The organism is Streptomyces sp. A0642 (genome assembly GCF_004795105.1).
Taxonomy (GTDB): domain Bacteria; phylum Actinomycetota; class Actinomycetes; order Streptomycetales; family Streptomycetaceae; genus Streptomyces.
The window spans coordinates 91,300-113,110 of sequence record NZ_SSBL01000013.1 but is presented as its reverse complement, the minus strand read 5'-3'; the positions used below and the strand labels follow the sequence as shown (position 1 = coordinate 113,110).

19 protein-coding genes are annotated in these 21,811 nt (G+C 72.7%); 10 read left to right on the top strand and 9 right to left on the bottom strand.

The features are described 5' to 3' along the window. The first annotated feature begins 36 nt into the window (after positions 1 to 36). From E6R60_RS22015 to E6R60_RS22000, 4 genes are all read left to right on the top strand, one after another. A complete protein-coding gene (locus E6R60_RS22015; protein ID WP_136328344.1) occupies positions 37 to 402 on the top strand; it encodes an Rv2175c family DNA-binding protein in 366 nt (121 codons plus the stop codon). Positions 403 to 523: 121 nt separating this feature from the next. After that, entirely contained in the window at positions 524 to 1,177 is a 654-nt protein-coding gene (gene thiE / locus E6R60_RS22010) for a thiamine phosphate synthase (protein ID WP_136328343.1), read from the top strand. Between the two features lie 185 nt (positions 1,178 to 1,362). Then, positions 1,363 to 2,280, top strand: coding sequence for a methylenetetrahydrofolate reductase [NAD(P)H] (gene metF, locus E6R60_RS22005; RefSeq protein WP_136328342.1), 918 nt, complete (start codon positions 1,363 to 1,365; stop codon positions 2,278 to 2,280). 49 nt (positions 2,281 to 2,329) lie between these two features. Further along, positions 2,330 to 3,265 (top strand): hypothetical protein, encoded by a 936-nt coding sequence (locus tag E6R60_RS22000; protein ID WP_136328341.1) that lies wholly within the window; start codon positions 2,330 to 2,332, stop codon positions 3,263 to 3,265. A 58-nt stretch (positions 3,266 to 3,323) separates the two neighbouring features. On the opposite strand, the gene E6R60_RS21995 is transcribed toward E6R60_RS22000, so the two are convergent. The 5 genes from E6R60_RS21995 to E6R60_RS21975 all read right to left on the bottom strand — a co-directional run bounded on the left by E6R60_RS21995 (position 3,324) and on the right by E6R60_RS21975 (position 9,449). Continuing rightward, positions 3,324 to 4,841 carry an NAD(P)/FAD-dependent oxidoreductase gene (locus E6R60_RS21995; RefSeq protein WP_168713660.1) on the bottom strand — a complete coding sequence of 506 codons (1,518 nt, stop codon included), beginning with the start codon at positions 4,839 to 4,841 and terminating at the stop codon, positions 3,324 to 3,326. A 31-nt stretch (positions 4,842 to 4,872) separates the two neighbouring features. Beyond that, the gene (locus tag E6R60_RS21990) at positions 4,873 to 5,490 is read right to left on the bottom strand and encodes a DUF4126 domain-containing protein (RefSeq protein ID WP_136328340.1); all 618 of its coding nucleotides are present in this window, start codon (positions 5,488 to 5,490) and stop codon (positions 4,873 to 4,875) included. 359 nt (positions 5,491 to 5,849) lie between these two features. Continuing rightward, positions 5,850 to 6,461: a TetR/AcrR family transcriptional regulator gene (locus E6R60_RS21985; protein WP_136328339.1), complete on the bottom strand. Its 612-nt coding sequence runs from the start codon at positions 6,459 to 6,461 to the stop codon at positions 5,850 to 5,852. Between the two features lie 29 nt (positions 6,462 to 6,490). Then, a complete protein-coding gene (locus E6R60_RS21980) occupies positions 6,491 to 8,578 on the bottom strand; it encodes a YhgE/Pip domain-containing protein (protein WP_136328338.1) in 2,088 nt (695 codons plus the stop codon). Beyond that, positions 8,550 to 9,449, bottom strand: coding sequence for an ATP-binding cassette domain-containing protein (locus E6R60_RS21975; protein WP_136328411.1), 900 nt, complete (start codon positions 9,447 to 9,449; stop codon positions 8,550 to 8,552). The genes E6R60_RS21980 and E6R60_RS21975 overlap by 29 nt, the downstream gene beginning before the upstream one ends. 194 nt (positions 9,450 to 9,643) lie before the next feature. Between E6R60_RS21975 and E6R60_RS21970 the strand changes: the two genes are divergently transcribed. The 3 genes from E6R60_RS21970 to E6R60_RS21960 all read left to right on the top strand — a co-directional run bounded on the left by E6R60_RS21970 (position 9,644) and on the right by E6R60_RS21960 (position 11,713). Next, a complete protein-coding gene (locus E6R60_RS21970) occupies positions 9,644 to 10,171 on the top strand; it encodes an SAV_6107 family HEPN domain-containing protein (RefSeq protein ID WP_136328337.1) in 528 nt (175 codons plus the stop codon). Between the two features lie 100 nt (positions 10,172 to 10,271). Further along, positions 10,272 to 11,030, top strand: coding sequence for a methyltransferase (locus tag E6R60_RS21965; RefSeq protein ID WP_136328336.1), 759 nt, complete (start codon positions 10,272 to 10,274; stop codon positions 11,028 to 11,030). A 284-nt stretch (positions 11,031 to 11,314) separates the two neighbouring features. Next, positions 11,315 to 11,713, top strand: coding sequence for a DUF3040 domain-containing protein (locus E6R60_RS21960; RefSeq protein ID WP_136328335.1), 399 nt, complete (start codon positions 11,315 to 11,317; stop codon positions 11,711 to 11,713). Positions 11,714 to 12,160: 447 nt separating this feature from the next. Here E6R60_RS21960 and E6R60_RS21955 read toward each other — a convergent pair whose 3' ends face one another. The 4 genes from E6R60_RS21955 to E6R60_RS21940 all read right to left on the bottom strand — a co-directional run bounded on the left by E6R60_RS21955 (position 12,161) and on the right by E6R60_RS21940 (position 17,833). After that, the gene (locus E6R60_RS21955) at positions 12,161 to 14,572 is read right to left on the bottom strand and encodes a DUF3488 and transglutaminase-like domain-containing protein (RefSeq protein ID WP_136328334.1); all 2,412 of its coding nucleotides are present in this window, start codon (positions 14,570 to 14,572) and stop codon (positions 12,161 to 12,163) included. Between the two features lie 10 nt (positions 14,573 to 14,582). After that, on the bottom strand, positions 14,583 to 15,962 hold the full coding sequence (locus E6R60_RS21950; RefSeq protein ID WP_136328333.1) for a DUF58 domain-containing protein: 1,380 nt from the start codon (positions 15,960 to 15,962) through the stop codon (positions 14,583 to 14,585). Further along, positions 15,962 to 17,011 (bottom strand): MoxR family ATPase, encoded by a 1,050-nt coding sequence (locus E6R60_RS21945; RefSeq protein ID WP_136328332.1) that lies wholly within the window; start codon positions 17,009 to 17,011, stop codon positions 15,962 to 15,964. Before E6R60_RS21945 ends, E6R60_RS21950 begins: the two co-directional genes overlap by 1 nt. A gap of 258 nt (positions 17,012 to 17,269) precedes the next feature. Beyond that, positions 17,270 to 17,833, bottom strand: a complete 564-nt coding sequence (locus E6R60_RS21940; RefSeq protein ID WP_136328331.1) for a carbonic anhydrase — start codon at positions 17,831 to 17,833, stop codon at positions 17,270 to 17,272. A 380-nt stretch (positions 17,834 to 18,213) separates the two neighbouring features. Here E6R60_RS21940 and rsmH point away from each other — a divergent pair, with 380 nt between their 5' ends. The 3 genes from rsmH to E6R60_RS21930 are packed head-to-tail and all read left to right on the top strand — an operon-like array spanning position 18,214 to position 21,794. Continuing rightward, positions 18,214 to 19,179 (top strand): 16S rRNA (cytosine(1402)-N(4))-methyltransferase RsmH, encoded by a 966-nt coding sequence (gene rsmH / locus E6R60_RS21935; RefSeq protein ID WP_136328330.1) that lies wholly within the window; start codon positions 18,214 to 18,216, stop codon positions 19,177 to 19,179. 52 nt (positions 19,180 to 19,231) lie between these two features. Beyond that, the gene (locus tag E6R60_RS36780; protein WP_168713659.1) at positions 19,232 to 19,789 is read left to right on the top strand and encodes a hypothetical protein; all 558 of its coding nucleotides are present in this window, start codon (positions 19,232 to 19,234) and stop codon (positions 19,787 to 19,789) included. Positions 19,790 to 19,793: 4 nt separating this feature from the next. Beyond that, positions 19,794 to 21,794 carry a penicillin-binding protein 2 gene (locus E6R60_RS21930; RefSeq protein WP_136328329.1) on the top strand — a complete coding sequence of 667 codons (2,001 nt, stop codon included), beginning with the start codon at positions 19,794 to 19,796 and terminating at the stop codon, positions 21,792 to 21,794. The last annotated feature ends 17 nt before the right edge of the window (positions 21,795 to 21,811 follow it).

Here is a 21,811-nt window from a genome sequence, read left to right as displayed (position 1 = left end):
TACCGACTGTCGGTCCGGGATGGCAGGCTTGTCCCCGTGACCGAGATTGACGCAAAGATCGATGCTCTCGTCCCCGCCTGGCTCCACCTCCCCGACATCGCCGAAATGCTCGATGTCGAGGTGACGCGCGTGCGCCAGCTGGTCAAGGAGGGCCAGCTCATCGCCGTACGACGTGGGGAGAACCGGGCGCTCCAGGTGCCTGCCGCCTTCATCGACGGCGACAAGGTGGTCAAGGGCCTTTCGGGGACCCTGACGCTCCTGAGGGACGACGGCTACTCCGACGCGGAGATGCTGGAATGGCTCTTCACGCCCGACCCGAGCCTGCCGGGCACGCCCGCGCAGGCGCTGAGTGAGAACCGCGGCACGGAGGTGAAGCGCCGCGCCCAGGCGCTCGCCGTCTGAGAGGCCGCCCGCCGGCCTCAGAACCGAAGCCGCACCGGGATGCGGGCCGCACGCCGCGGCCCGCGTCCCGCGCGGCGCCACCGCACCGACGCCGCCGTCTTCCCCGGGGGGAAACCGCACCATGTACACGCCTCGCGCGCTGCTGTCCGATGCCCGGCTCTACCTCTGCACGGACGCCCGCCGGCGCCAGGGCGACCTCCCCGCCTTCCTCGACGCGGTCCTCTCCGGCGGTGTGGACGTCATCCAGCTGCGCGACAAGGGCATGGAGGCGGCCGAGGAACTCGAACACCTCGCGCTTTTCGCCGACGCCTGCAAGCGCCACGGCAAGCTCCTCGCGGTCAACGACCGGGCCGACGTCGCCCACGCCATCGGCTCCGACGTGCTGCATCTGGGCCAGGGCGACCTGCCGGTCCCGGCCGCCCGCGCGATCATCGGCCCGGACGTGGTCATCGGCCGCTCCACGCACGCCGAGGCAGAGGTCGACGCGGCCCTCGCCGAGCCCGGCGTGGACTACTTCTGCACGGGCCCCTGCTGGCCCACCCCGACGAAGCCCGGCCGCCACGCCCCCGGCCTGGACCTCGTCCGCTATACCGCCTCGCTCGCCCCCACCCGCCCGTGGTTCGCCATCGGCGGGATCGACGCGGGCAACCTCGACGAGGTCCTGGACGCGGGAGCGCGCCGGATCGTCGTCGTCCGGGCCGTCACCGAGGCCTCCGATCCGGGCGCTGCCGCCGCTGCGCTCGCGGGAAGGATCCGGGACCGCGCCGACGGATGAGCGGGACGGACGGCGGCACGGTGCGCCACCGGCGTGTCCGAGGGGCGGCCCCGCTCGTGCGCGACCGGTGCGACCGGGCCGTCTTCGGGACGGAAGTGTCCGAAGCGTGGACAAAGAATCGCGTATTCGAGACAAATCCCCCCGCTTCGGTGGGGGCCCGCCCCCTCCCTGGTTAACCTGCGGGTATGGCTCTCGGTACACCCTCCACCCGGACAGATCACGCGCGCACCGTGCGTGAGATGCTCGCGACCGGCAAGACCTCGTACTCCTTCGAGTTCTGGGCGCCCAAGACCGAGAAGGGCGAGCGGAACCTCTGGAACGCGCTGCGCCGGGTCGAGGCGGTGGGGCCCAGCTTCGTCTCCGTGACGTACGGAGCCGGCGGATCCACCCGGGCCGGGACGGTGAAGGCCACCCAGGACATCGCGGCCGAGTCCACGCTCACCCCGGTCGCGCACCTCACGGCGGTCAACCACTCCATCGCCGAACTGCGCAACATGGTCGGCCAGTACGCGGACGCCGGCATCAGGAACATCCTCGCCGTGCGCGGCGACCCGCCGGGCGACCCGATGGCGGAGTGGGTCGAGCATCCGGAGGGTGTGCGGTACGCGGCGGACCTCGTCCGGCTGATCAAGGAAGCAGGCGACTTCTGTGTCGGCGTCGCGGCCTTCCCGGAACGGCATCCGCGCTCGCCCGACTGGGACACCGACATCAGGCATTTCGTGGACAAGTGCCGTGCCGGGGCGGACTACGCGATCACGCAGATGTTCTTCGATCCGGAGAGTTATCTCCGGATGCGTGACCGGGTGGTCGCTGCCGGTTGCGAAACCCCCATCATCCCCGAGGTGATGCCCCTGACGAGCGTCCGGCAATTGGAACGATTCGCGCAGCTCAGCAACGCGACCCTGCCCGAGGACCTGAAAGACAGCATCCTCGCCGCCAAGGACGATGCCGCCGCTGTACGCTCCATTGGCATCGACTTCGCAACGCGGTTCTGCGCGAAGCTGCTTTCCGAGGGTGTCCCCGGGCTGCACTTCATCACGTTGAACAACTCGACGGCGACGCTCGAAATCTACGAGAATCTCGGACTGCACAAGCAGTCGTGACCGGCCGTACCCGCCGCTACCCCGGGCGGTGGCCGTAGAAGGGGCGGGCATGGGCTGGACGGTCCTCTACATCGCGTTCGGCATCGTTGCGCTGTGGCTGCTCGGTGAGGTGCTGCTGCAGTACAAGGCACGCCTGCGCTGGCGCCTGCTCGCCTTCACCGGTTTCGTCGGTGTCGTCATCGGCGTCCTGCTGCCGTCGGTGTTCGTCATCGCCGTCGGCGCGATCGCCTTCGCGACCGGCCAGACGTACGTCACCCTCTCCTTCCGTCGCGGTTTCTCGACGGGCTGGGCCATAGGGGGCAGCCCCGGAGCGAGCAGGCGCCGCCGCGGCGGCGCCGTTGACCGCGAGCCCACGCTCCAGGTCTCGGACCTGGAGGTGGAGCACGACGCCCGGACACCGGCACGGCCGGAGGCAGGCCCGCACTCCGAGCCGGCCGCTGTCTACGCTCCCGAACCCCTGCCGGACGACACCGGGCAGTACGGCGTCTACACCGACTCCGGCCGGCAGGAGCAGCACCAGGAGTCCCGGCAGCCTGAAGGCCAGCCGCAGTACGCCGCGTACGACCCGTACACCGACTACCCCGCCTACCCGGCGCAGGGTCAGGACACCTACGGCGGTCAGGACGCGTACGACGGCCAGGATGCCTACGCGGGCGCCGGACCGTACGACTACGGCACGGACCAGCAGCAGTACGCCGCGTACTCCGACCCGTACGTCGGCACCACCGGGAGCACCCCGCAGTACGGCACGTACGGAAACGACGGAACCGGCGACGGCTACGACGCCTACGGCAGCGGCGGGCAGTTCGCCGACCCGTACGCCCAGCCCCAGGCGTACTTCTCCGAGACCCCGCCGGGCGGCGTCTGGGTGCCGCAGCAGCGCGAGGGCGAGCAGTACCCGCCGGTTCCTCAGGAGGAGCCCGTCCAGCCGGCCCCGTACCCGAACGGCTACGACGCGGGCTACAACGAGCAGTACCGCTACTGAGTCCGGGGCGGTCGAGCCCGGCGCGGGGACACCGGTGACCCGGCCCCGCCGGCGGACCTCACTGCGACCCGCGGAACCCGTCCCCCTCGACGATCAGCCCCGCGACCAGCGCTCCGGACATTCCCGCGTGGGCCGGACCGCCGCCCGGATGCGACCAGCCGCCGGCCAGATACAGCCCCGGCAGCCGGGTGCGGTTGCCCGTATGGAGCCAGCCGCCTCCGCCGCCCGCCAGCGCGGGCGCGGGAACCGCACCGCCCGGTGCACCGGTCTCGGCGGCGGACTCCGCGGGCGTCCGGACCTCCGCGTGCAGCATCCGGTCCCGCAGGCCCGGCACGGCCGCGCTCGCGATGTCGATGAGGGTGTCCGCGTACCGCGCCCGCACCACCTCGTCCGTCCAGTCCACCGGGCCGTGCGGGGCGACGGTCGCCGTCAGCGTCACCGCCTCGTGTGCCTCGTCGGGACGGGTCGACGGGTCGTCGGGGCGCAGCACCGTCACTGTGGGGTGCCCGGCGAGCCGGCCGCCGAACACCGCCGCCCGCTCGGCCGCGCCGTCCGCCGGATGCACCAGCGTCCGGTGCACGGCGTCCGCGGGCCGGGCCCCGCGCAGCGACAGCAGGACCAGGAACCGTCCCGTCGGGGCGGAACCCTCCGGCCGGGGCTGAACCGTCACATCGCCGTCCCGCCAGAGCTCCTGAGCGGGCATCAGCCCCGGATGCGGGCGGGCCCCCAGCACCACGTGGGCCGCCTCCGCGACCGTGCCGTCCGTCAGTTCCACGCCTGCCGCCCGGCCGTCCTTCTCCAGGACCCGGGCCACCTCGGCGCCGAAGACGAACTCCACCTTCCGGGCCAGACACCGCTCGTACACCGCCCGGGCGAGCGCCCGCATGCCCCCGGAGACGTACCAGCTGCCGAAGGTCTCCTCCATGTACGGCAGCAGAGCCGTGCTCGCCGGGGCGCGCAGCGGATCGAGGCCGTACGCCAGCGCGTACCCGTCCAGCAGGGCGGCCAGCCGGGGGTCCGCCAGCTCCCAGGCGCCGACCTCGCTCACCGTGCCGGCCCGGCGAGCGGGGCGCAGCAGCCGTCGCCGGACGGGCGCCGGATACGGATCGCGTGACAGGACCTGCCAGTCGGGGCGCAGGGGCTCCTCCAGCAGCGGCCGCCGGGACCGGTCCCACGCCTCCCGGGCCCGGTCGAGGAACGCCCCCCAGCTCCCGCCCGCGCCGTCGCCGAGCGCGGCGTCCAGGGCCGCGACGACACCGGCCCGCGAGGCGTTCGGCAGGGACACGTCGGTGCCGTCCGCGAAGAGGTGACGGCTCGCCGGGTCGACCTGGGTCAGGGTGACGCACCGCTCCAGCGGTTCCTTGCCGGTCTTCACGAACAGATCGCGGTAGACGGCGGGCAGGTGGAGGAGACCGGGGCCGGTGTCGAAGGCGAAGCCGTCCCGGGCATGGCGGCCGAGCGAGCCGCCGAACGTCTCCGACCGCTCGTACACCGTCACCCGGTGGCCTGCCACAGCCAGCCGGGCCGCCGCCGACATCGCGCCCAACCCGGCGCCGATCACCGCAATACGTGCCATGCCAGCGACTTTAACGGCCGCCTCCGACCGCTCAGCCGTCAGGCCATGAGGAGCCGGCGCCGGCCAGGCGCTTCTCCTCGCGCCGCTGTGCCCTGCGGCGCAGGAACCGGCGGATCCGCGAGGCCAGGAAGACCAGTATCACCAGGCCGAGCAGCAGCAGGGTCGCGGCGATGCCCGCCGCGATCCACGGATGGAACAGGGCGAAGGTGACGACTCCGGCGACGCCCAGGTCCTCGGCGATGCTCACCGCGATATTGCTGAAGGGCTCGGGGGAGGTGTTGACCGCCATCCTGGTGCCGGCCTTCACCAGATGGCTCATCAGCGCGGTGGATCCGCCGATGGCTCCCGCGGCGAGTTCCGGCAGGGACCCGCTCTCGCCGGCCAGCAGCGCCGCGAGGACCGCCCCGGCGACCGGCCTGATGACGGTGTGTGCCGTGTCCCAGACGGAGTCCACGTACGGGATCTTGTCCGCCACCACCTCGCACAGGAAGAGCACACCGGCCACGAGGAGGACATCGGTGCGCTGCAGCGAGGCGGGCACCTCGTCGGTGACACCGGTCGCGCCGAAGACGCCGAGGAGGAGGACCACCGCGTAGGCGTTGATCCCGCTCGCCCAGCCACTTGTGAACACCAGGGGGAGTACGGACACGGGGGTGATCGTAACCAGGCCGTCTACCGGTGCGGGAGGGGGCGGCTACACAGGTCTGAGTACCCGTACCCAGGCCCTGAGATGAGTACGGGGGCGGATGGGGTGCGACCTGCGGGGACGGCAGAGTGGGGACCACGGAAGGGGCGCCGCGCCGGTACCGCCGGCACGGGGCGGCGGAACGGGCGCGGCTCTCCTGACCGAACGGGGGTGCGCGGCGGAGGACTCGGGACCACGGGGGACCACGGGGTCACGGGGGAAGGTCCTCCGGCAGCACGGAAGGCGCCGGTCGGGCGAGGCTCGGGGGGATCGAGCCCCGTCGGACCGGCGCCTTCGTGTGCCCGGTGGGTCCCGGGCCGGGGTCAGCGGCCGCTGACCCGCCCGTGCAGCAGCAGGGACAGCGCGGAGTGCACGTCGTCGATCGACCGCTCCGGCTGGAACGCCTGCCAGTCCAGCGCCGCCACCAGCACCATGCCGACCAGGGCGGCCGCCGTCAGCGGGATGTCGATCTCCTCGCTGAGCTCGCCTCCCGCGACGCCCTCCTTGAGGACGCCCTCGACCACGGCCACGGCCTCCTGGCGCACCACCAGCAACGTGCCCTGCCAGGTGCGGTTGGTGCGCCACAGCTCGGCCACGTACAGCTGGGTGAAGGCCGGGTAGCGGTCGATGAAGACCAGGCCCGCCCTGATCATGGCGTCCAGCGCCTCGACCCGGCTGCCGCCGCGCGCGTCGGTCTCCTCCGCCGCCGAGCGGAGCGAGGAGGTGAGCAGCCCGACCCCGTGGCGCAACAGCTCCTCGAACAGCTCGCTCTTGCTCTTGAAGTTGTAGTACACCGTGCCCTTGGCCACCCCGGCGCGCTCGGCGATCTCGTCCACCGTGGTCGCCGAGAACCCCTTCTCGGCGATGAGGGTCACGGCCGCTTCGTAGAGCTTCTGCCGGGTGGCCTGGCGGCGTGTGGCGCTACTGCTTTCCATGCTCCTGATTCTCACAGGTCCGGGAGCGCTCACAGACTCAGCTCCGGATGCAGCCGGTCCAGCGTCCACACCTGCTTGCGGCGCGCGGACAGGGCCGTCAGCGCGAGCGCCCCCGCGGTGAACGCCAGGAGCACCGCACTGCCCTGCCAGACCGGGCCCAGTCCACCGCCCGTGATCAGCCGGCGAAGGCCCTCGACGATGTAGCTCATCGGCAGGTACGGATGGATCGCGTTGAAGAAGCCGGGACTCGTCTGTACGGGGTACGTGCCGCCCGCCGAGGTCAGCTGGAGCATCAGCGCCGCGAGGACGAGAATGCGGCCCGCCGCCCCGAAGCGGGCGTTCAGCCACTGCACGATCGCACCGAAACAGCAGCTGACCAGGGCCAGGAAGCCGATGGTCCCGGCGGCGTGTGCCATCTGCAGGCCGAGCCCCCAGTGCAGTACGGACATCAGCGCGGCCACCTGGAGCAGACCGATCGCGGCCACCGGCAGCCAGCCCGCGAAGGCGATCCGCCAGGCCGGCGCCCCGGCGGCCAGGGCGCGCCGGTTGAGGGGCTGGATCAGCATGTACGCCACCATCGCGCCGACCCAGAGGGAGAGCGGGATGAAGTAGGGGGCGAAACCGGTGCCGTAGTTGGGGGCCGCGTGCAGGGACTTCGATGCCAGCTGTACGGGGTCGGCCATGACACCCGTACGGGCGTCGCGGTCCTTCTTGTCGTAGTCCGGGATCTTGCCGGCCCCGTCGTCGAGTCCCTTGGCGAGCGTGGCCGATCCGTCGCCGAGCCGGATCATGCCGCTGTCCAGGCGCGTCGCGCCCTTCTTGAGGTCGCCGACCCCGGTGTTCAGCTCGGCGGAACCGGACTTGGCCGTGCCCAGGCCGGTGTGCAGCCGGTCCGCGCCCCTGGCGACCTTGTGGGCGCCGCTGTTGAGTGCGTTGACCTTCTTGACGGCGCTCTCCAGGTCCTCGTCCAGGTGGGGCGAGCGCTCGGCGAGGGCGTCGGCCTGCTTCTGCAGGGTGGCCAGTCGGCTCCGGAGCTGCTTGAGGTCCCCGTTCTGGTTCTTGACCAGGACGTTCACGTCGTCGGCCACGGCGGCGACGTCGGCCGCCGCCGTCACGGCCCGCTTCAGCGGCGCGCAGACGCCGGGATCGGGGAGGGGCTGCTCCTCGCACCGGGTGCGGTGGATCTCGGTGAGGTCGTCGGAGGCCGTGTGGGCGGCCGTCGCGGCGGTGGGCGCCGCCTTCACCAGCAGGTCGAGGTTGTCCCGTACGGTCTGCGAGGAGTCGGAGACGAGCCGGGCGGTGTCGCCGATCGCCTTGCCGTTGTCCTTCAGGAACGGGCGGACGTCGGCGGCCACCCCGTTGACCTTGTCGGCGAGGAGCTGGGTGCCGTCCGCGACCTGGCGCGATCCGGTTTCCAGGTCTCCCGCGCCCTTGTCCAGCCTGGCGATGCCGGTGGCGAGGCTGCTGCTGCCGGCCTTCGCGTCCTTCAGCCCGTCCGCGAGGTCCTTCGAGCCCTTCTTCGCCTTGCCGATCCCGCCCTCGAGGTCGGCGGCGCCCTTGGCCGCCTTGGCCGTCGCGTCGTGGAGATCGGAGAAGTTGATGAAGATCCGGTCCAGGAAGCCCCGGGAGGCGTTGGCGGACGCGGCGGTGCGCACCTCGGAGAAGACCGTGCGGGAGATCTGGCCGACGATGTAGTTGTTCGCGTCGTTGGTGCGCACCTGGAGGGCGCTCGTCTCGGGGGAGTCACCGGAGCTGGACGCGATGCGCCGGCTGAAGTCCGCGGGCATGGTCAGCGAGAGGTAGTACGTCCCGTCCTCGAGGCCCCTGCCGGCCTCGGTGGCACTCACCTCGTGCCACTCGAAGACCTTGGAGTCGAGCAGCTTGCCGGTGATCTCGTCCCCGGCCGCGATGTGCTTGCCCGCGGCGGTGGCGCCCTTGTCGTCGTTGACCAACGCGACGGGGATGCGGTCCAGGCGCCCGTAGGGGTCCCAGAAGGACCACAGGTACAGGGCGCCGTAGAGCAGCGGCAGCAGCAGGAGCGCGGCCAGCGCGGCGCGCGGCAGCCTTCCCCTGCCGAAGCGCCGGAGCTCAAGCGCGGCCAGTCTCGGCGAACGCATCGGCCGTCCCTTCGTCGTGTTCGGGGGTCGTCGGCGAGACGGGCTCACCGGTGGTGCGGTCGGGGTCCGCGGCCGCGGACGCGTCCGTGGCGGGTGCCGGGTTCGTCGATTCGGTTGCGGCGGTGGTGTCCGTCGCTCCGGTTGGGCCGGTGTCGTCCGCCCGGTCCGCAGCTTCCCTTGCGCCGGTGCGTACGGTCACGGCGTCGTCGGGAGCCTCGCGGCAGACGGCCAGCACGGTCGTGCCGTCGGCGGCGAGGCGACGCAGGAGCGCCCAGGCCTCGGCGCGTTCGCCGTCGGAGAGCTTGAGGTCGATGTCGTCCACCGCGAGCAGCCGCGGCCGGCCGATCAGCGCGAGGGCGACGGAGAGGCGCAGCGCCTCCAGCCGCTCCAGATCCCGTACGGAGGTCCGCTCCCCCTTGGGGAGGGTGGCGGGGTCGAGTCCGGCCGCCTCCAGGGCGGTATCGATCCGCCCCCGGGCGGTGGCGACGCGCTCGCGGCGGGGTCGCAGCAGGGCGCGCAGCGAGCCGTCGAAGCGGCGCTGCAGCAGGACGCGTTCCCGCAGGTGCTCGGCGACCGTGAACGCGGGGTCGAGCTCGCTGACGCCGGGTACCGGGCCCAGGGCCGCGATGCGGCGTACGGCGGCGGCCCGGCTCGGAAGGCGCAGGCCACCGGTCGCGGCCTCGCCTTCGGTGGGGCGCATCCGGCCGGTGAGGGCGAGCAGAAGGCAGGTGCGGCCCGAGCCGGACGGGCCCTCGATCGCGATCAGGGACCCGGGGGCGGCGTCGAGCGTCACGCCCCGGAACGCCCAGCCGCGCGGCCCTTTGAGGCCGAGGCCGTCGGCGGTGACAGCCGCTCCGTGCGGGCTGTCCAGGCTGTCCGCCTTGTCGGCGCTGTCCACAGACCCTCCCCTTCTCGTCTGTACTGACCGGTCAGTACAAAAGGTAGCCCGAACGGGCGGTCGAAGCAAAAGGCCAGGCCAGAGAGGGGTCGGGGTGGATTGTCAGTGGGGGCCGTCACGATGGATACAGACGGCCACGAAGCCGTTACGAGACAGGAGGTTCTGTCATGGCCCACTCGTCCGCAGCAGCCGCCCCGCGACGCCGCGCAGACGGCCCTGCCCCCTCACCGACCGGCCCGGCGCACGACATCCACCCCGTACTCCGGCGCACCACCGCGCCGCCCGCCGCTCTCGATCTCCTCGCCCAGGCCCGCGCCGGCCTGGAAGAGGCAGCTGTTCTCGACGTGCCGAACGAGCGCTATGCCACCGCCCATCTCGCCGCACTGCGCACCGCGGCCGCGGTGCTCGCGGTCCGGGGGCGCCCCGAGACCTCCCGGCGGCGCCGCGAGCGGATCCGCAGCGCCTGGGAGGTCCTGCCGGAAATCGCCCCCGAGCTCACCGAGTGGAGCGCGCTGTTCGCCTCCGGCGCCCGCCGCCGGGCCCGCGCGGAGGCGGGTATACCGGGCGCGGCCGGCCGGCGCGACGCGGACGACCTGCTGCGCGACGCGGCGATGTTCCTTCGCCTGGTGGAGCGGCTCCTGGTGCTCCAGCCGGTCCTCCCGCAGCCCCGCGCGGACCGGTCCGACGCGGGATGAGGGCGACGGCGGCGCGAGGCAATAGGGTGGACGGGACCTATCACCTGCGCTGTTCACGCTCCGCCCTCAGCGGCGGCACCGTGCCGAGGAGTCAACTGCCGTGTCGGACCAGCTGCGCCCCCGCGCCTCCCTCCGTACCGCCGTGGTCTGGGAGGTCCTCAAGGACGCTCTCGACCGCCAGGTCAAGGCGACCGGCAGGGACGCCCTGGACGTACTGGACACCGGCGGCGGTACGGGGAACTTCGCCGTGCCCGTCGCGCGCCTGGGGCACCGGGTCACCGTCGTCGACCCCAGCCCGAACGCTCTGTTCGCCCTGGAGCGCCGTGCCGCCGAGGCCGGGGTGGCCGACCGGGTCAACGGGGTCCAGGGCGACATCCTGGGCCTCTTCGAGGTGGTGGAACGCGGTGGCTACGACGCCGTGCTCTGCCACGGAGTCCTGGAGTACGTGGACGATCCCGCCGAGGGCGTGCGGCACGCGGTGGCGGCGCTCCGTCCGTCCGGTGCGCTCAGCCTGCTCGCCGCGGGGCTCGGCGGGGCCGTGCTGGCCCGGGCGCTCGCGGGCCACTTCACCGAGGCCCGCCACGCGCTCAGCGATCCGGCCGGCCGCTGGGGCGAGGGCGACCCGGTGCCCCGGCGGTACACGGCGGAGCAGCTCACCGGACTCGTCGAGGGGGCGGACGTCGAGGTGGGCGCCGTCCACGGTGTACGCGTCTTCGCCGACCTGGTGCCCGGTGTCCTCGTGGACACCGAACCCGGTGCGATGGAGGCCCTGCTCAAGCTGGAGGCGGCGGCCGCCGAGCTGCCCGCGTTCCACTCGGTGGCGACCCAGTTGCACGTTCTGGGCACCAGGCGGCCCTGAGCCCCCGGCCGGATCGCGACAGCAGCGTGGCTGATCAGCAACGCAGCTGCAGACGGAGTACGCCCCAGCAGCCCCGATCGGGGGCTCGGCCCCGTATGATCGGGGGACACCATCCGGCATGACGGATCGGAGGTTGGGGAATCAACGCCTCAGCAGCTGAGCCGTCGTGGCGGCCCGGACTGGCTGATTGGCAATGAGGGCGGGTTTCACGGGGGCGATTCCCTGCCTATCCTGGAAGGGCCGCATACCGGCCGCCCCCCGCGGCCGACGACGAGGAGGACTCCGTGCCGCTCTCGGAGCACGAGCAGCGAATGCTCGAGCAAATGGAGCGAGCGCTGTACGCCGAAGATCCCAAGTTCGCGACAGCGCTCGAGGGAAGTGGGCTGCGTACATACACCCGGCGACGGGTCTACCAGGCAGTTGCTGGCTTCCTGGTGGGAATCGCGCTCCTCATGGCCGGAATGGTCGCTCAGCAGATCTGGATCAGCGTGGTGGGATTCCTCGTCATGCTGGGTTGTGCGGTGCTCGCGGTGACGGGGTGGCGCAAGGCGCCGAAACCGGGCGAGCAGCAGGCGGTCCGCGCCGGTGGTGCGGAGCCGCGACGACAGCCCAGACAACGCCGGTCCGTGATGAACCGGATCGAACAGCGGTGGCAGCGCCGCCGCGATGAGCAGGGTCAGTAAGCGCTCAGAACACTTATGGGTGAGGGGCGGTCGCATTTCTGCGACCGCCCCTCACGCGTGCCCCGACTCGGCGAAGCGTCCGGCCCGGGGCCCGGCCCTCCGGACCGCCGCGCTCCGGGCCGGCCCTTCCGGGTTGCCCTGCGCGGAGCCCGGCCTTCCGTCCTCCCCTCGGGCCCGGACGGGCCCTTCGCGGCGCGCGTCCGCCCCGGGCTTCCGGCCTGCCCCGGGCCCGGCCTTCGCGGCCCGCCTGCCCCAGGCCGGACCATTCCACAGGGAGCAGGAGCAGGAGCAGGAGCAGGAGCAGGAGCAGGAGCAAGGAGCAGGGAGCCGCCCCTCCTGTGCGCGCAGGGCCGCTCGCCGGGTGGGGCCGTCGACCACCTCCGGCGGGGCCGAGGTCCTCTGGGCGGGCCTCCCTCAGCCCGGAGGGAAGCCCGCCCAGGAACGCCGTCAGCCCTCCTGGCGGGACGGGCGGCGCAGCCACGCCGGTCGCCGCGGCGCCCGCCACCGGCCGGTCAGGGCCGCCCGGCGTTCCGATGCCGCCCATACCACCCGTACGGCCGATCGCGGCGCCACCACCGCACGGAACCGGGTGAACCGGTCGGCGGAGGCCCGCAGGCCCGCCCGTACCGCCCGGGCATCCTCCACGAGCCCGGACACCGGCCGCGGTTCCGGCGCGTAGAGCACCTGCTCCACCGCGCCCGCCACCCGGTGCACCGCCTCGGCCACCTCCGTGTCCAGCTCTCCCACCCGCACCACCCGGGCCGCCGCCTTCCGCGGGGTCAGCGACTCGTCCGGCTCGATGCCGTGGTCCCACGCGGTGTCGGTGATCTCCTGCCAGGCGGCCAGCGTGCGCGCGGTCGCGTCCGCAGGGGTGCGCCCGGTGGAGGAGCCCAGCCGCCTGGCCCGTACCCGCATGCGCCAGAACATGGGCAGCAGCGGGAGCAGCAGGACGAGCACGGCCCCCAGGACGATCCCGAGCACGGTGCCCGCCGGCGTCCCCGTGTCCCCGGAGGCCGCGGCGTCCGGCAGCGCCGAACTGCCGCACTCGCCCTGCCGGCGCATCTGCGCCGGGCAGCTGTCCGAGGCCGACGGCGCCACCGGTACCGCTGCCGAGGCCGAGGCCTCCGGCTGCGCGGGATCGGCGGAGTCGCCGGAAGGCGCGTCGGGCAGGGTGTACGGGGGCGCCGAACCACGCGTCGGCGTGGGCTCGAAGCGGGTCCACCCCACGCCCTCGAAGTACAGCTCCGGCCAGGCGTGCGCGTCGCGCAGCCCCACCGACACCGAACCGTCCGACTGGGCCGTGCCCGGCGTGAAGCCCACGGCTACCCGGGCCGGGATGCCCAGCGTCCGGGCCATCGCGGCCATCGTGAAGGAGAAGTGGACGCAGAAGCCCCGCCTGTCCTTCAGGAACCGGCCGATGGCCGCGCTGCCGGTACCCGAACTCACCGAGGTGTCGTAGGTGAAGCCGCCCTCGGAAGCGAAGTAGTTCTGGAGTCCGACCGCCCGCTGGTAGGCGTTCTCGGAGCCCCGCGTCACCTCTTCGGCCGTCTCCCTGACCACCTTGGGCAGCGAGCCGGGCACCTGGGTGTACTCGCGGAGCAGGGCCGTCGGCGCCGCGCCCGCGCGCGCCAGCTGGGCGGCCGTCGGCTGCACGACCAGGCTGGAGACCCCGTACTGCGCCCCGCCGGTGGTCTCCCCGTCGTCCCCGACGAGGGTGCGGCCCTCGGGCTCGAACCGCCACCGCCCGTCGACCCTGACCTCGGTCGCCGGGTAGGGGAGCGGCAGGTAGGTCTGGCGGTAGGAGTTGGACGCGGAGATGTTCGTGCTGATCTCCGTCACGGCGACGTCCGGCGACAGACCGGCCGGGTTCGGGAGCCGCTTCGGTACGTCCTTCAGCCGGCGGGTCGAGGCCCGCCACTCGTTCCCGTTGAACTGGTCCAGGGCCAGTATGCGGAGGTAGATGTCCTGCACACCGGTCGCGTTGGTGCGGTACGACATCACCTCCCGGTTCTCGGGCTGGTTGAGGTTGTTCTGCAGCGAGACGAGCGGGTTGACGGCGGAGATGGTGCCGCCGCCGGATCCCTTGCCGTTGCCGCCTCCCGTACCGGCCAGCAGTCCGCTGTCGAGCGCGGGCAGGGCCGCGGGCACGACCAGCGCGATCCCCAGGGCCAGCGCGCCGATGCGCCGTCCGGTGCGTACCGGGGCGAGCGCCCCGCCGCCCGAGGCGCCGATGCCGGAGGACGGACCGCCCCGGGGCCCGGCGGCCCCGGCGAAGACACGCCCCCACTGGGAGAGCCGGTCACGCCCCTCGGCCAGCAGGAGGAGCAGATAGCCGCAGGCGGCCAGCAGGAACCACAGCCAGTCGGCGCCGCCGTCGGAGAGACCGGCCGCGACGGAGTAGAGGGCCAGCAGGGGCAGCCCGGCCGGTGCGGCGCTGCGGAACGTGACCGCCAGCGCGTCCACCGCGAGCCCTATCAGCAGGACCCCGCCCACCAGCATCAGCCGGATGCCGTCCGTGTCCGGAGCCGGGATCGCGTACTGCCCGACATCGTCGGCGCCCGCCGCCAGCAGATCCACGAGCCGCTGCACCGACTGGGGGCCGGGCACGAAGCCCGCCAGCGCCTGCTCCCGGGCGAAGGCCGCGGTCAGCAGCACCACCAGGACCAGCGCCTGCGCGGCGACGGTCACCAGCCGGGGCAGCGGCACCCGCCGGCCGAGAGCACCCGCACCGCACTGGACGGCCAGCAGGAACGAGGCCTCCAGGATCCAGGTGACGGGGTCGACCAGCGGCAGCATCGAACAAGCCGCCATCAGCGTCGCCGCGAAGGCGCACAGCGCCAGCCGACCACGACCGCTCATGAACGTCCTCTCATGACCAACCACCGGAGAATCCCGTCGTCCCGCCCGTCGTGCCGCCCACCGCGGCGGACTGCGTCAGCGAACCCTGATGGCTCGCCTGCTGCCACAGCCGCGCCAGATCCGTGCCCGGCCGGACCGGCACCGCCGTCCACCCCGCCTCGCGCAGCAGCTGGAGCCGTCGCTCGCAGGCCGCGTCGGAGGCGGGCGTCCGGCCGTGCACCCAGGCGGCGCTGTCCAGGACGAAGGCGACCGCCCCGCCGCTGCGCTGCCGCATCCGGGCCGTCACCGCGGCCTGTTCGTCGTCCAGTTCGCCGAGGAAGGCGATCAGCAGCCCCTCGTTGCCGCCGCGGAGCACGTCGTAGGCGCGGGCGAGTCCGCCGCCCTCCGAGTGGTCGACCACGGCGAGGGTGTCCATCATCAGCCCGGCCGACTCCGCCGTGTCCTGGGTGGAGCCGGCGAACCCGCCCTCGCCCGGCACCGACGTGCCGTCGTCCGTCAGCAGCCGGACCGCGAAGCCCCGCTCCAGCATGTGCACCAGGGCGGACGCCGCACCGGACACGGCCCACTCGAACGCCGAGTCGGGCCCCGTGCCCTGGTAGCCGATCCGCCGGGTGTCCAGCAGCACCGTGCATCTGGCGCGTTGCGGCTGCTCCTCGCGGCGCACCATCAGTTCGCCGTAGCGCGCGGTGGAGCGCCAGTGGACACGGCGCAGATCGTCGCCGTGCCGGTAGCCGCGGGGGATGACGTCGTCCTCACCCGCCAGCGCGAGCGACCGCTGCCGCCCCTCGCCGTAGCCGGAGGCCTCCCCGGCCAGCCGCACGGGGGGCAGCGGTTCGGTCCGCGGGATGACGACGAGCGTGTCGTACGCGCTGAACGAACGCGTCAGCTCGCACATCCCGAACGGATCGCTCAGCCGCAGCTGAAGGGGACCGAGGGGATAGCGCCCGCGCAGGTCCGACCGCACCCGGTAGGACACCTCGCGCCGGCCGCCCGCCTCCACCCGGTCCAGGACGAACCGGGGCCTCGGCCCCAGCACGTACGGGACCCGGTCCTGGAGCATGAGCAGACCGGTGGGCAGCCGCGCGACGTTGTCCATCCGCAGATGGACCCGCGCCTCGGCGCCGGCGGGCACCCGGGACGGCGAGAGCCGCCGGGTCCCGGCGACCCGGTAGCGGGTCCGGAAGAGCACCGTCACACAGACCAGCGGCAGCACGGCGAGCAGCAGGCCGACCCGCAGCAGATCCCCCTGGCCCAGCACATAGGCGCAGACCGCGGCGGCCACACCGGCCGCCAGGAAGGACCGTCCGCGCGTGGTCAGGCCGCCGAGGGCGGCCCGCAGACCGCCCTTGTCGTCCCGGTCGTCCATGGCGGGCGGCCCCCCGGCGGCCATCAGAGCCGCCGTGTGCCGGGCTGCTGCCGGCCGCCGTACACAGCACCCGGCTGGTGCGGGGGCACCGGGACGGCAGCGCCGCCCGCCGCCGTGGGCACGGGGGTCTGCTGAAGGATCTCCAGCACCACCTGTTCGGCGGTGCGGCGGTTGAGCTGCGCCTGCGCGGTGGGCAGCAGTCGGTGGGCGAGCACGGCGACGACGAGGGCCTGCACGTCGTCCGGCAGGCAGTAGTCCCGGCCGCTCAGTGCGGCGGAGGCCTTGGCGGCGCGCACCAGGTGCAGCGTCGCACGGGGCGAGGCGCCGAGCCGGAGGTCGGGGTGGCTGCGGGTGGCCCCGACGAGCTGCACCGCGTACCGCCGGACGGCGTCGGCGACATGGACGGAGCGCACCGCGTCGATCAGCTTGACGATGTCGTGGGCGTGCGCCACCGGCTGGAGGTCGTCGAGCGGGGAGACGCCGCCGTGCACGTCGAGCATCTGCAGCTCGGCCTCCGCGCTGGGATAGCCGATCGACACCCTGGCCATGAACCGGTCGCGCTGGGCCTCGGGCAGCGGATACGTGCCCTCCATCTCCACCGGGTTCTGGGTGGCCACGACCATGAAGGGGTCGGGCAGCTCGTAGCTGTGCCCGTCGATGGTGACCTGGCGCTCCTCCATCGACTCCAGGAGCGCGGACTGCGTCTTGGGCGAGGCCCGGTTGATCTCGTCGCCGATCACGATCTGCGCGAAGATCGCGCCCGGTTTGAACTCGAACTCGCGGCGCTGCTGATCGAAGATGGACACACCGGTGATGTCCGAGGGCAGCAGGTCCGGTGTGAACTGGATGCGCCGCACCGAACAGTCGATGGACCGTGCCAGCGCCTTGGCCAGCATGGTCTTGCCGACTCCGGGGACGTCCTCGATCAGGAGATGGCCCTCCGCGAGCAGCACGGTCAGCGCAAGGCGTACGACCTCGGGCTTGCCCTCGATCACACCTTCCACCGACCTGCGGACGCGCTCCGCTGTGGTGGTCAGATCTGTGAGGCTCGCTCGATCGTCATAGGTCGTCACCCGGCCCTCCTCGGCCCTGCCCCACGCTCACGAGGAGCACGGGAATCCCCAGTCACGGGCCGGCGGCGTCGTGCGGCCCGGCCCACCCCGAATACGGACACCGCGCCGGACGGGGTCCGGCGGGGTGTCACACCCGCATTCTTGTTGCCGTTACCGCTTCGTGTCACTTGCCTGTGGACAACCGGGGTCGTTATGCCGGGTTGAGGAGGATTCTTCCTGTCGGAACGCGCCCGTCCGGTGTCCTTGGTGCAGAAAAGGTCAGGAGACCGGAAGGATCTCGCGCAGCAGACCGGTGGTCACGTCGAAGACGAAACCGCGCACGTCGTCGGTGTGGAGAAGGAACGGGGAGGTACGGACCCGCTGCATCGACTGCCGCACGTCCTGGTCCGCGTCGGTGTAGGCCTCCACCGCCCAGGCCGGCCGCTGGCCGACCTCCATCTCCAGCTCCCGGCGGAACTCCTCGGTGATCGACTCCATGCCGCAGTTGGTGTGGTGGATCAGCACCACGCTGCGCGTGCCGAGGGCCCGCTGGCTGATCGACAGCGAGCGGATCACGTCGTCGGTGACCACGCCGCCCGCGTTGCGGATGGTGTGGCAGTCGCCGAGCGCCAGACCGAGCGCCTTGTGCAGGTCGAGCCGGGCGTCCATGCAGGCGACGACGGCGACGCGCAGTACGGGCTTCGCGTCCATGCCGGGATCGCTGAACTCGGAGGCGTACGCGGTGTTCGCCTCGACCAGGCGGTCGGTGACGGTGCCGGCGGTGCGGGCCTGGCCGGCGGGGGGAGCGGAGGGCTCGGCAGGAGAGTGCGCGGAAGTCGACATGGAACAAGACGTTAGCTCTCGTCGGCCGCGCGGGTGTGGTGTCGAAGCGGACAAAAAACGTCAACGGCGCTTGTTGTGAGGTAACCCACAACCCTCACAGTCGGTCACCCGGCCGAGTGAACAACGCGAGGGCCGACGCGCTGTCGGGTTGATTGATCGGGAATCGATCGAATGGCAGGGTGGACTAAGGTGACGGGAAGTTATCGACACCCTGCACATTCCGATGTTTCCCCGTGTGCGCGGCGTACGTACGGCCCGGCCCTCTCCCGCTCGCCGGTCGGCTGACGCCCCTTCCCCGGCGCCGGCGGACCTCCCCTTCGCGAGCGGGCGGGGACCAGGCCGTACGTGCGGCGCCCCGGGACCTGAGCCTGAGAGGGCGCATGAGCCAGACCCGACACGTCCCGGTGATGCTCCAGCGGTGCCTGGACCTGTTGGCCCCGGCTCTGGAGGCTTCGGGCCCGCAGCCGCCCGTGGTCGTCGACTGCACCCTGGGCCTCGGCGGGCACAGCGAGGCGCTGCTCGCCGCCTTTCCCGCCGCGCGGCTGATCGCGCTCGACCGGGACAAGGAGGCGCTGCGGCTCTCCGGCGAGCGGCTCGCCCCCTACGGCGACCGTGCCACGCTGGTGCACGCCGTCTACGACGAACTGCCCGAGGTGCTCGCCCGGCTGGGCGTCCCCAAGGTCCAGGGCATCCTGTTCGACCTCGGCGTCTCCTCCATGCAGCTGGACGAGGCCGACCGCGGGTTCGCGTACGCCCAGGACGCCCCGCTCGACATGCGCATGGACCAGACGACCGGCATCGGCGCGGCCGAGGTCCTCAACACCTACCCGCCGGGCGAACTGGTCAGGATCCTGCGCGCGTACGGCGAGGAGAAGCAGGCCAAGCGGATCGTCTCCGCCGTCGTGCGCGAACGCGAGAAGGAACCCTTCACCAACAGCGCCCGGCTCGTCGAGCTGATCCGCGACTCGCTGCCGCAGGCCGCCAAGCGCACCGGCGGGAACCCCGCCAAGCGCACCTTCCAGGCGCTGCGCATCGAGGTGAACGGCGAGCTCACCGTGCTGGAGCGGGCGATCCCGGCAGCCGTGGCGAGCCTGGACGTCGGCGGACGCATCGCCGTCCTGTCGTACCACTCGCTGGAAGACCGCCTCGTCAAGCAGGTGTTCGCGGCGGGTGCTGCCAACACCGCCCCGCCCGGCCTGCCGGTCGTCCCCGAGCGCTACCAGCCGCGGCTCAAGCTGCTGACCCGCGGGGCCGAGCTGCCCACCGAGGAGGAGGTCGCCGAGAACCGGCGAGCCGCCCCCGCCCGGCTGCGCGGAGCGCAGCGGATCCGCGAGGAGGAGCGATGAGCAGCCGGCGCCCGGAGAACCCGCGGACGCGGCCCGGGGACGGAGCGGCGCGGTGAGCGAGGCGGCCGGCGGGCTGAAGGGACGCGCCGCGCGGCTCAGCCGGCTGATGCCGGCCGGGCCGAGCAACGCCGCCCGCACCCCCTTCGTCCTCCTGGTCGTCCTGCTCCTGGGCGGCGGCCTGATCTCCCTGCTGCTGCTGAACTCGGCGCTCAACGAAGGATCGTTCCGGCTGAGCGAGCTGAAGAAGCGGACCACTGAGCTCACCGACGATCAGCAGGCCCTCCAGCGCGACGTCGACAGCGCCTCCGAACCCGACGCCCTGGCGCGGCGCGCCCGGGAGCTGGGCATGGTCCCCGGCGGCAGCCCCGCCTTCCTCGGGCCGGACGGCAAGGTCCGCGGCGTCCCCTCCACCGCCAGCGCCGCACCGGTCACCGCCGCGCCGAAGCCCGAGGTCCCCCCACCGCCCCCCGTGGCCCCGCCGGTCGCGGCCCCGGCCGGTTCCACCTCCGCGCTCACCGGGCCGGGCGCGTCCACGCCCCAGCCCACCGCGACCGCCCCGGCGCAGGCGCGTACCCCGGCAGAACAGTCCTCCACGAGCCCCGGCAGGTGACGCAGTGCCCTCCCAGGAACCACCGCGCCGCCGGGTACCCGGCCCCGCCCGGCCGCGTACCGCGGCGGGCCGCCCCGGCCGTCCCCGGCCCGCCGCCCGCCCCGAACAGCGACGACGGCCCTCGTCCGCGGCGCCGCGCGGACGGGCCCCCCGCGGCCGCTCCCGCCGGCCCCTGCGCCTCGGCAGCCCGCGGCCCCGGCTGCGGCTGGTCAGCCTGGCCCTGACCCTCGTCATGATCGCGTTCGTCGTGCGGCTCCTCCAGGTGCAGGCCGTCGACGCCAACGCCTACGCGGCCAAGGCCGAGAAGAACCGCTACCTCAGCTACACCGTCGCCGCCGAGCGCGGTGAGATCACCGACCGCGGTGGCATCGCGCTGGCCACCAGCGTCGACGCGTACGACATCACCGCCGACCCCAAGATGTTCACCCCGCAGGACAGCAAGGCGCCCGACGCGCCCCAGCAGGCCGCAGCCCTCCTCGCGCCCATCCTCGGCGTCGACGCGGCCGTACTGACCAAGAAGCTGTCGAAGCCCAGGAGCCGGTACGCGGTACTGGCGCGCAGGCAGACCCCGCAGGTCTGGACGCAGATCAAGGACCTCAAGTCCGTCTTCGCCGAGAAGGCCGCGAAGGACAAGGCGGCGGGCGGTCCCGGGGCCAACGTGCTGGCCGGGGTCTTCCAGGAGCCCACCACCAAGCGCGTGTACCCCAACGGCGGGCTCGCCGCCGGGATACTGGGTTACGTCAACGCCGAGGGCAAGGGCGCGGGCGGCCTCGAATCGCAGCTGGACAAGGAGCTCGCGGGCGAGGACGGCACGATCAAGTACGCCCAGTCGGGCGGCCGGCGGGTGCCCACCGCGGGCACCAAGGAGGTCCCCGCCGTCGCCGGCTCCGACATCGAGCTGACCATCGACCGCGACATCCAGTGGGCCGCCCAGAAGGCCATCTCCGACCAGGTCGGCAAGTCCAAGGCCGACCGCGGTTACGTCGTCGTGCAGAACACCCGCACCGGCGAGGTCCTCGCCATGGCCAACGCGCCGGGCTTCGACCCCAACGACCTCTCGCAGGCCGACGCCACCGCCCTCGGCAACGCGGCCCTCCAGGACGTCTACGAGCCCGGTTCCACCAGCAAGGTCATGTCGATGGCCGCGGTGCTGGAGGAGGGGGTCGCCAAGCCCGGCACCCATGTCACGGTCCCCAACCGCCTGCACCGGGGCGACCGGCTCTTCAAGGACGACATCGACCACAAGACCTGGCACCTGACGCTCAACGGCGTACTCGCCAAGTCCAGCAACATCGGCACCATCCTGGCCACCGGGCAGCTCGGGAAGACCCAGGCCCAGGCCAACAAGGTGCTCTACAGCTACCTCCGCAAATTCGGCATCGGCTCACCGACCGGACTCGGCTACCCGGGTGAGACCGCGGGCATCCTCGCCAAGCCGCAGGACTGGTCGACCTCGCAGCAGTACACGATCCCGTTCGGCCAGGGACTCTCCCTCAACGCCATGCAGGCCGCCTCGATCTACTCGACGATCGCCAACGGCGGGGTCCGGATCCAGCCGAGCCTGGTCCGCGGCACGAAGGGCGCCGACGGCCGCTTCACCCCGGCCCCGGCGCCCGCGCAGACACGCGTGGTCAGCGAGAAGACCGCCAAGACGCTCGCCACCATGCTGGAGTCCGTCGTCGACGACCGGGAGGGCACCGGGACGAAGGCCCAGATCCCCGGCTACCGGGTCGCGGGCAAGACCGGTACGGCCAACCGGGTCGATCCGGTACGCGGCGGCTACCACGGCTACACCGCCTCGTTCGCCGGCTTCGCCCCCGCCGACAACCCCCAGATCACCGTCTACTGCGCCATCCAGAACCCCACCAAGGGCCTCTACTTCGGCGGCCAGATCTGCGGGCCCATCTACAAACAGGTCATGGAATTCGCGCTGAAGACGCTTCAGACCGCACCCTCCGGCAGTGAGCCGGCCCGGCTGCCGGTGTTCTTCGGACCCGGCGAGTGAACTCGGGGAGACCCTCA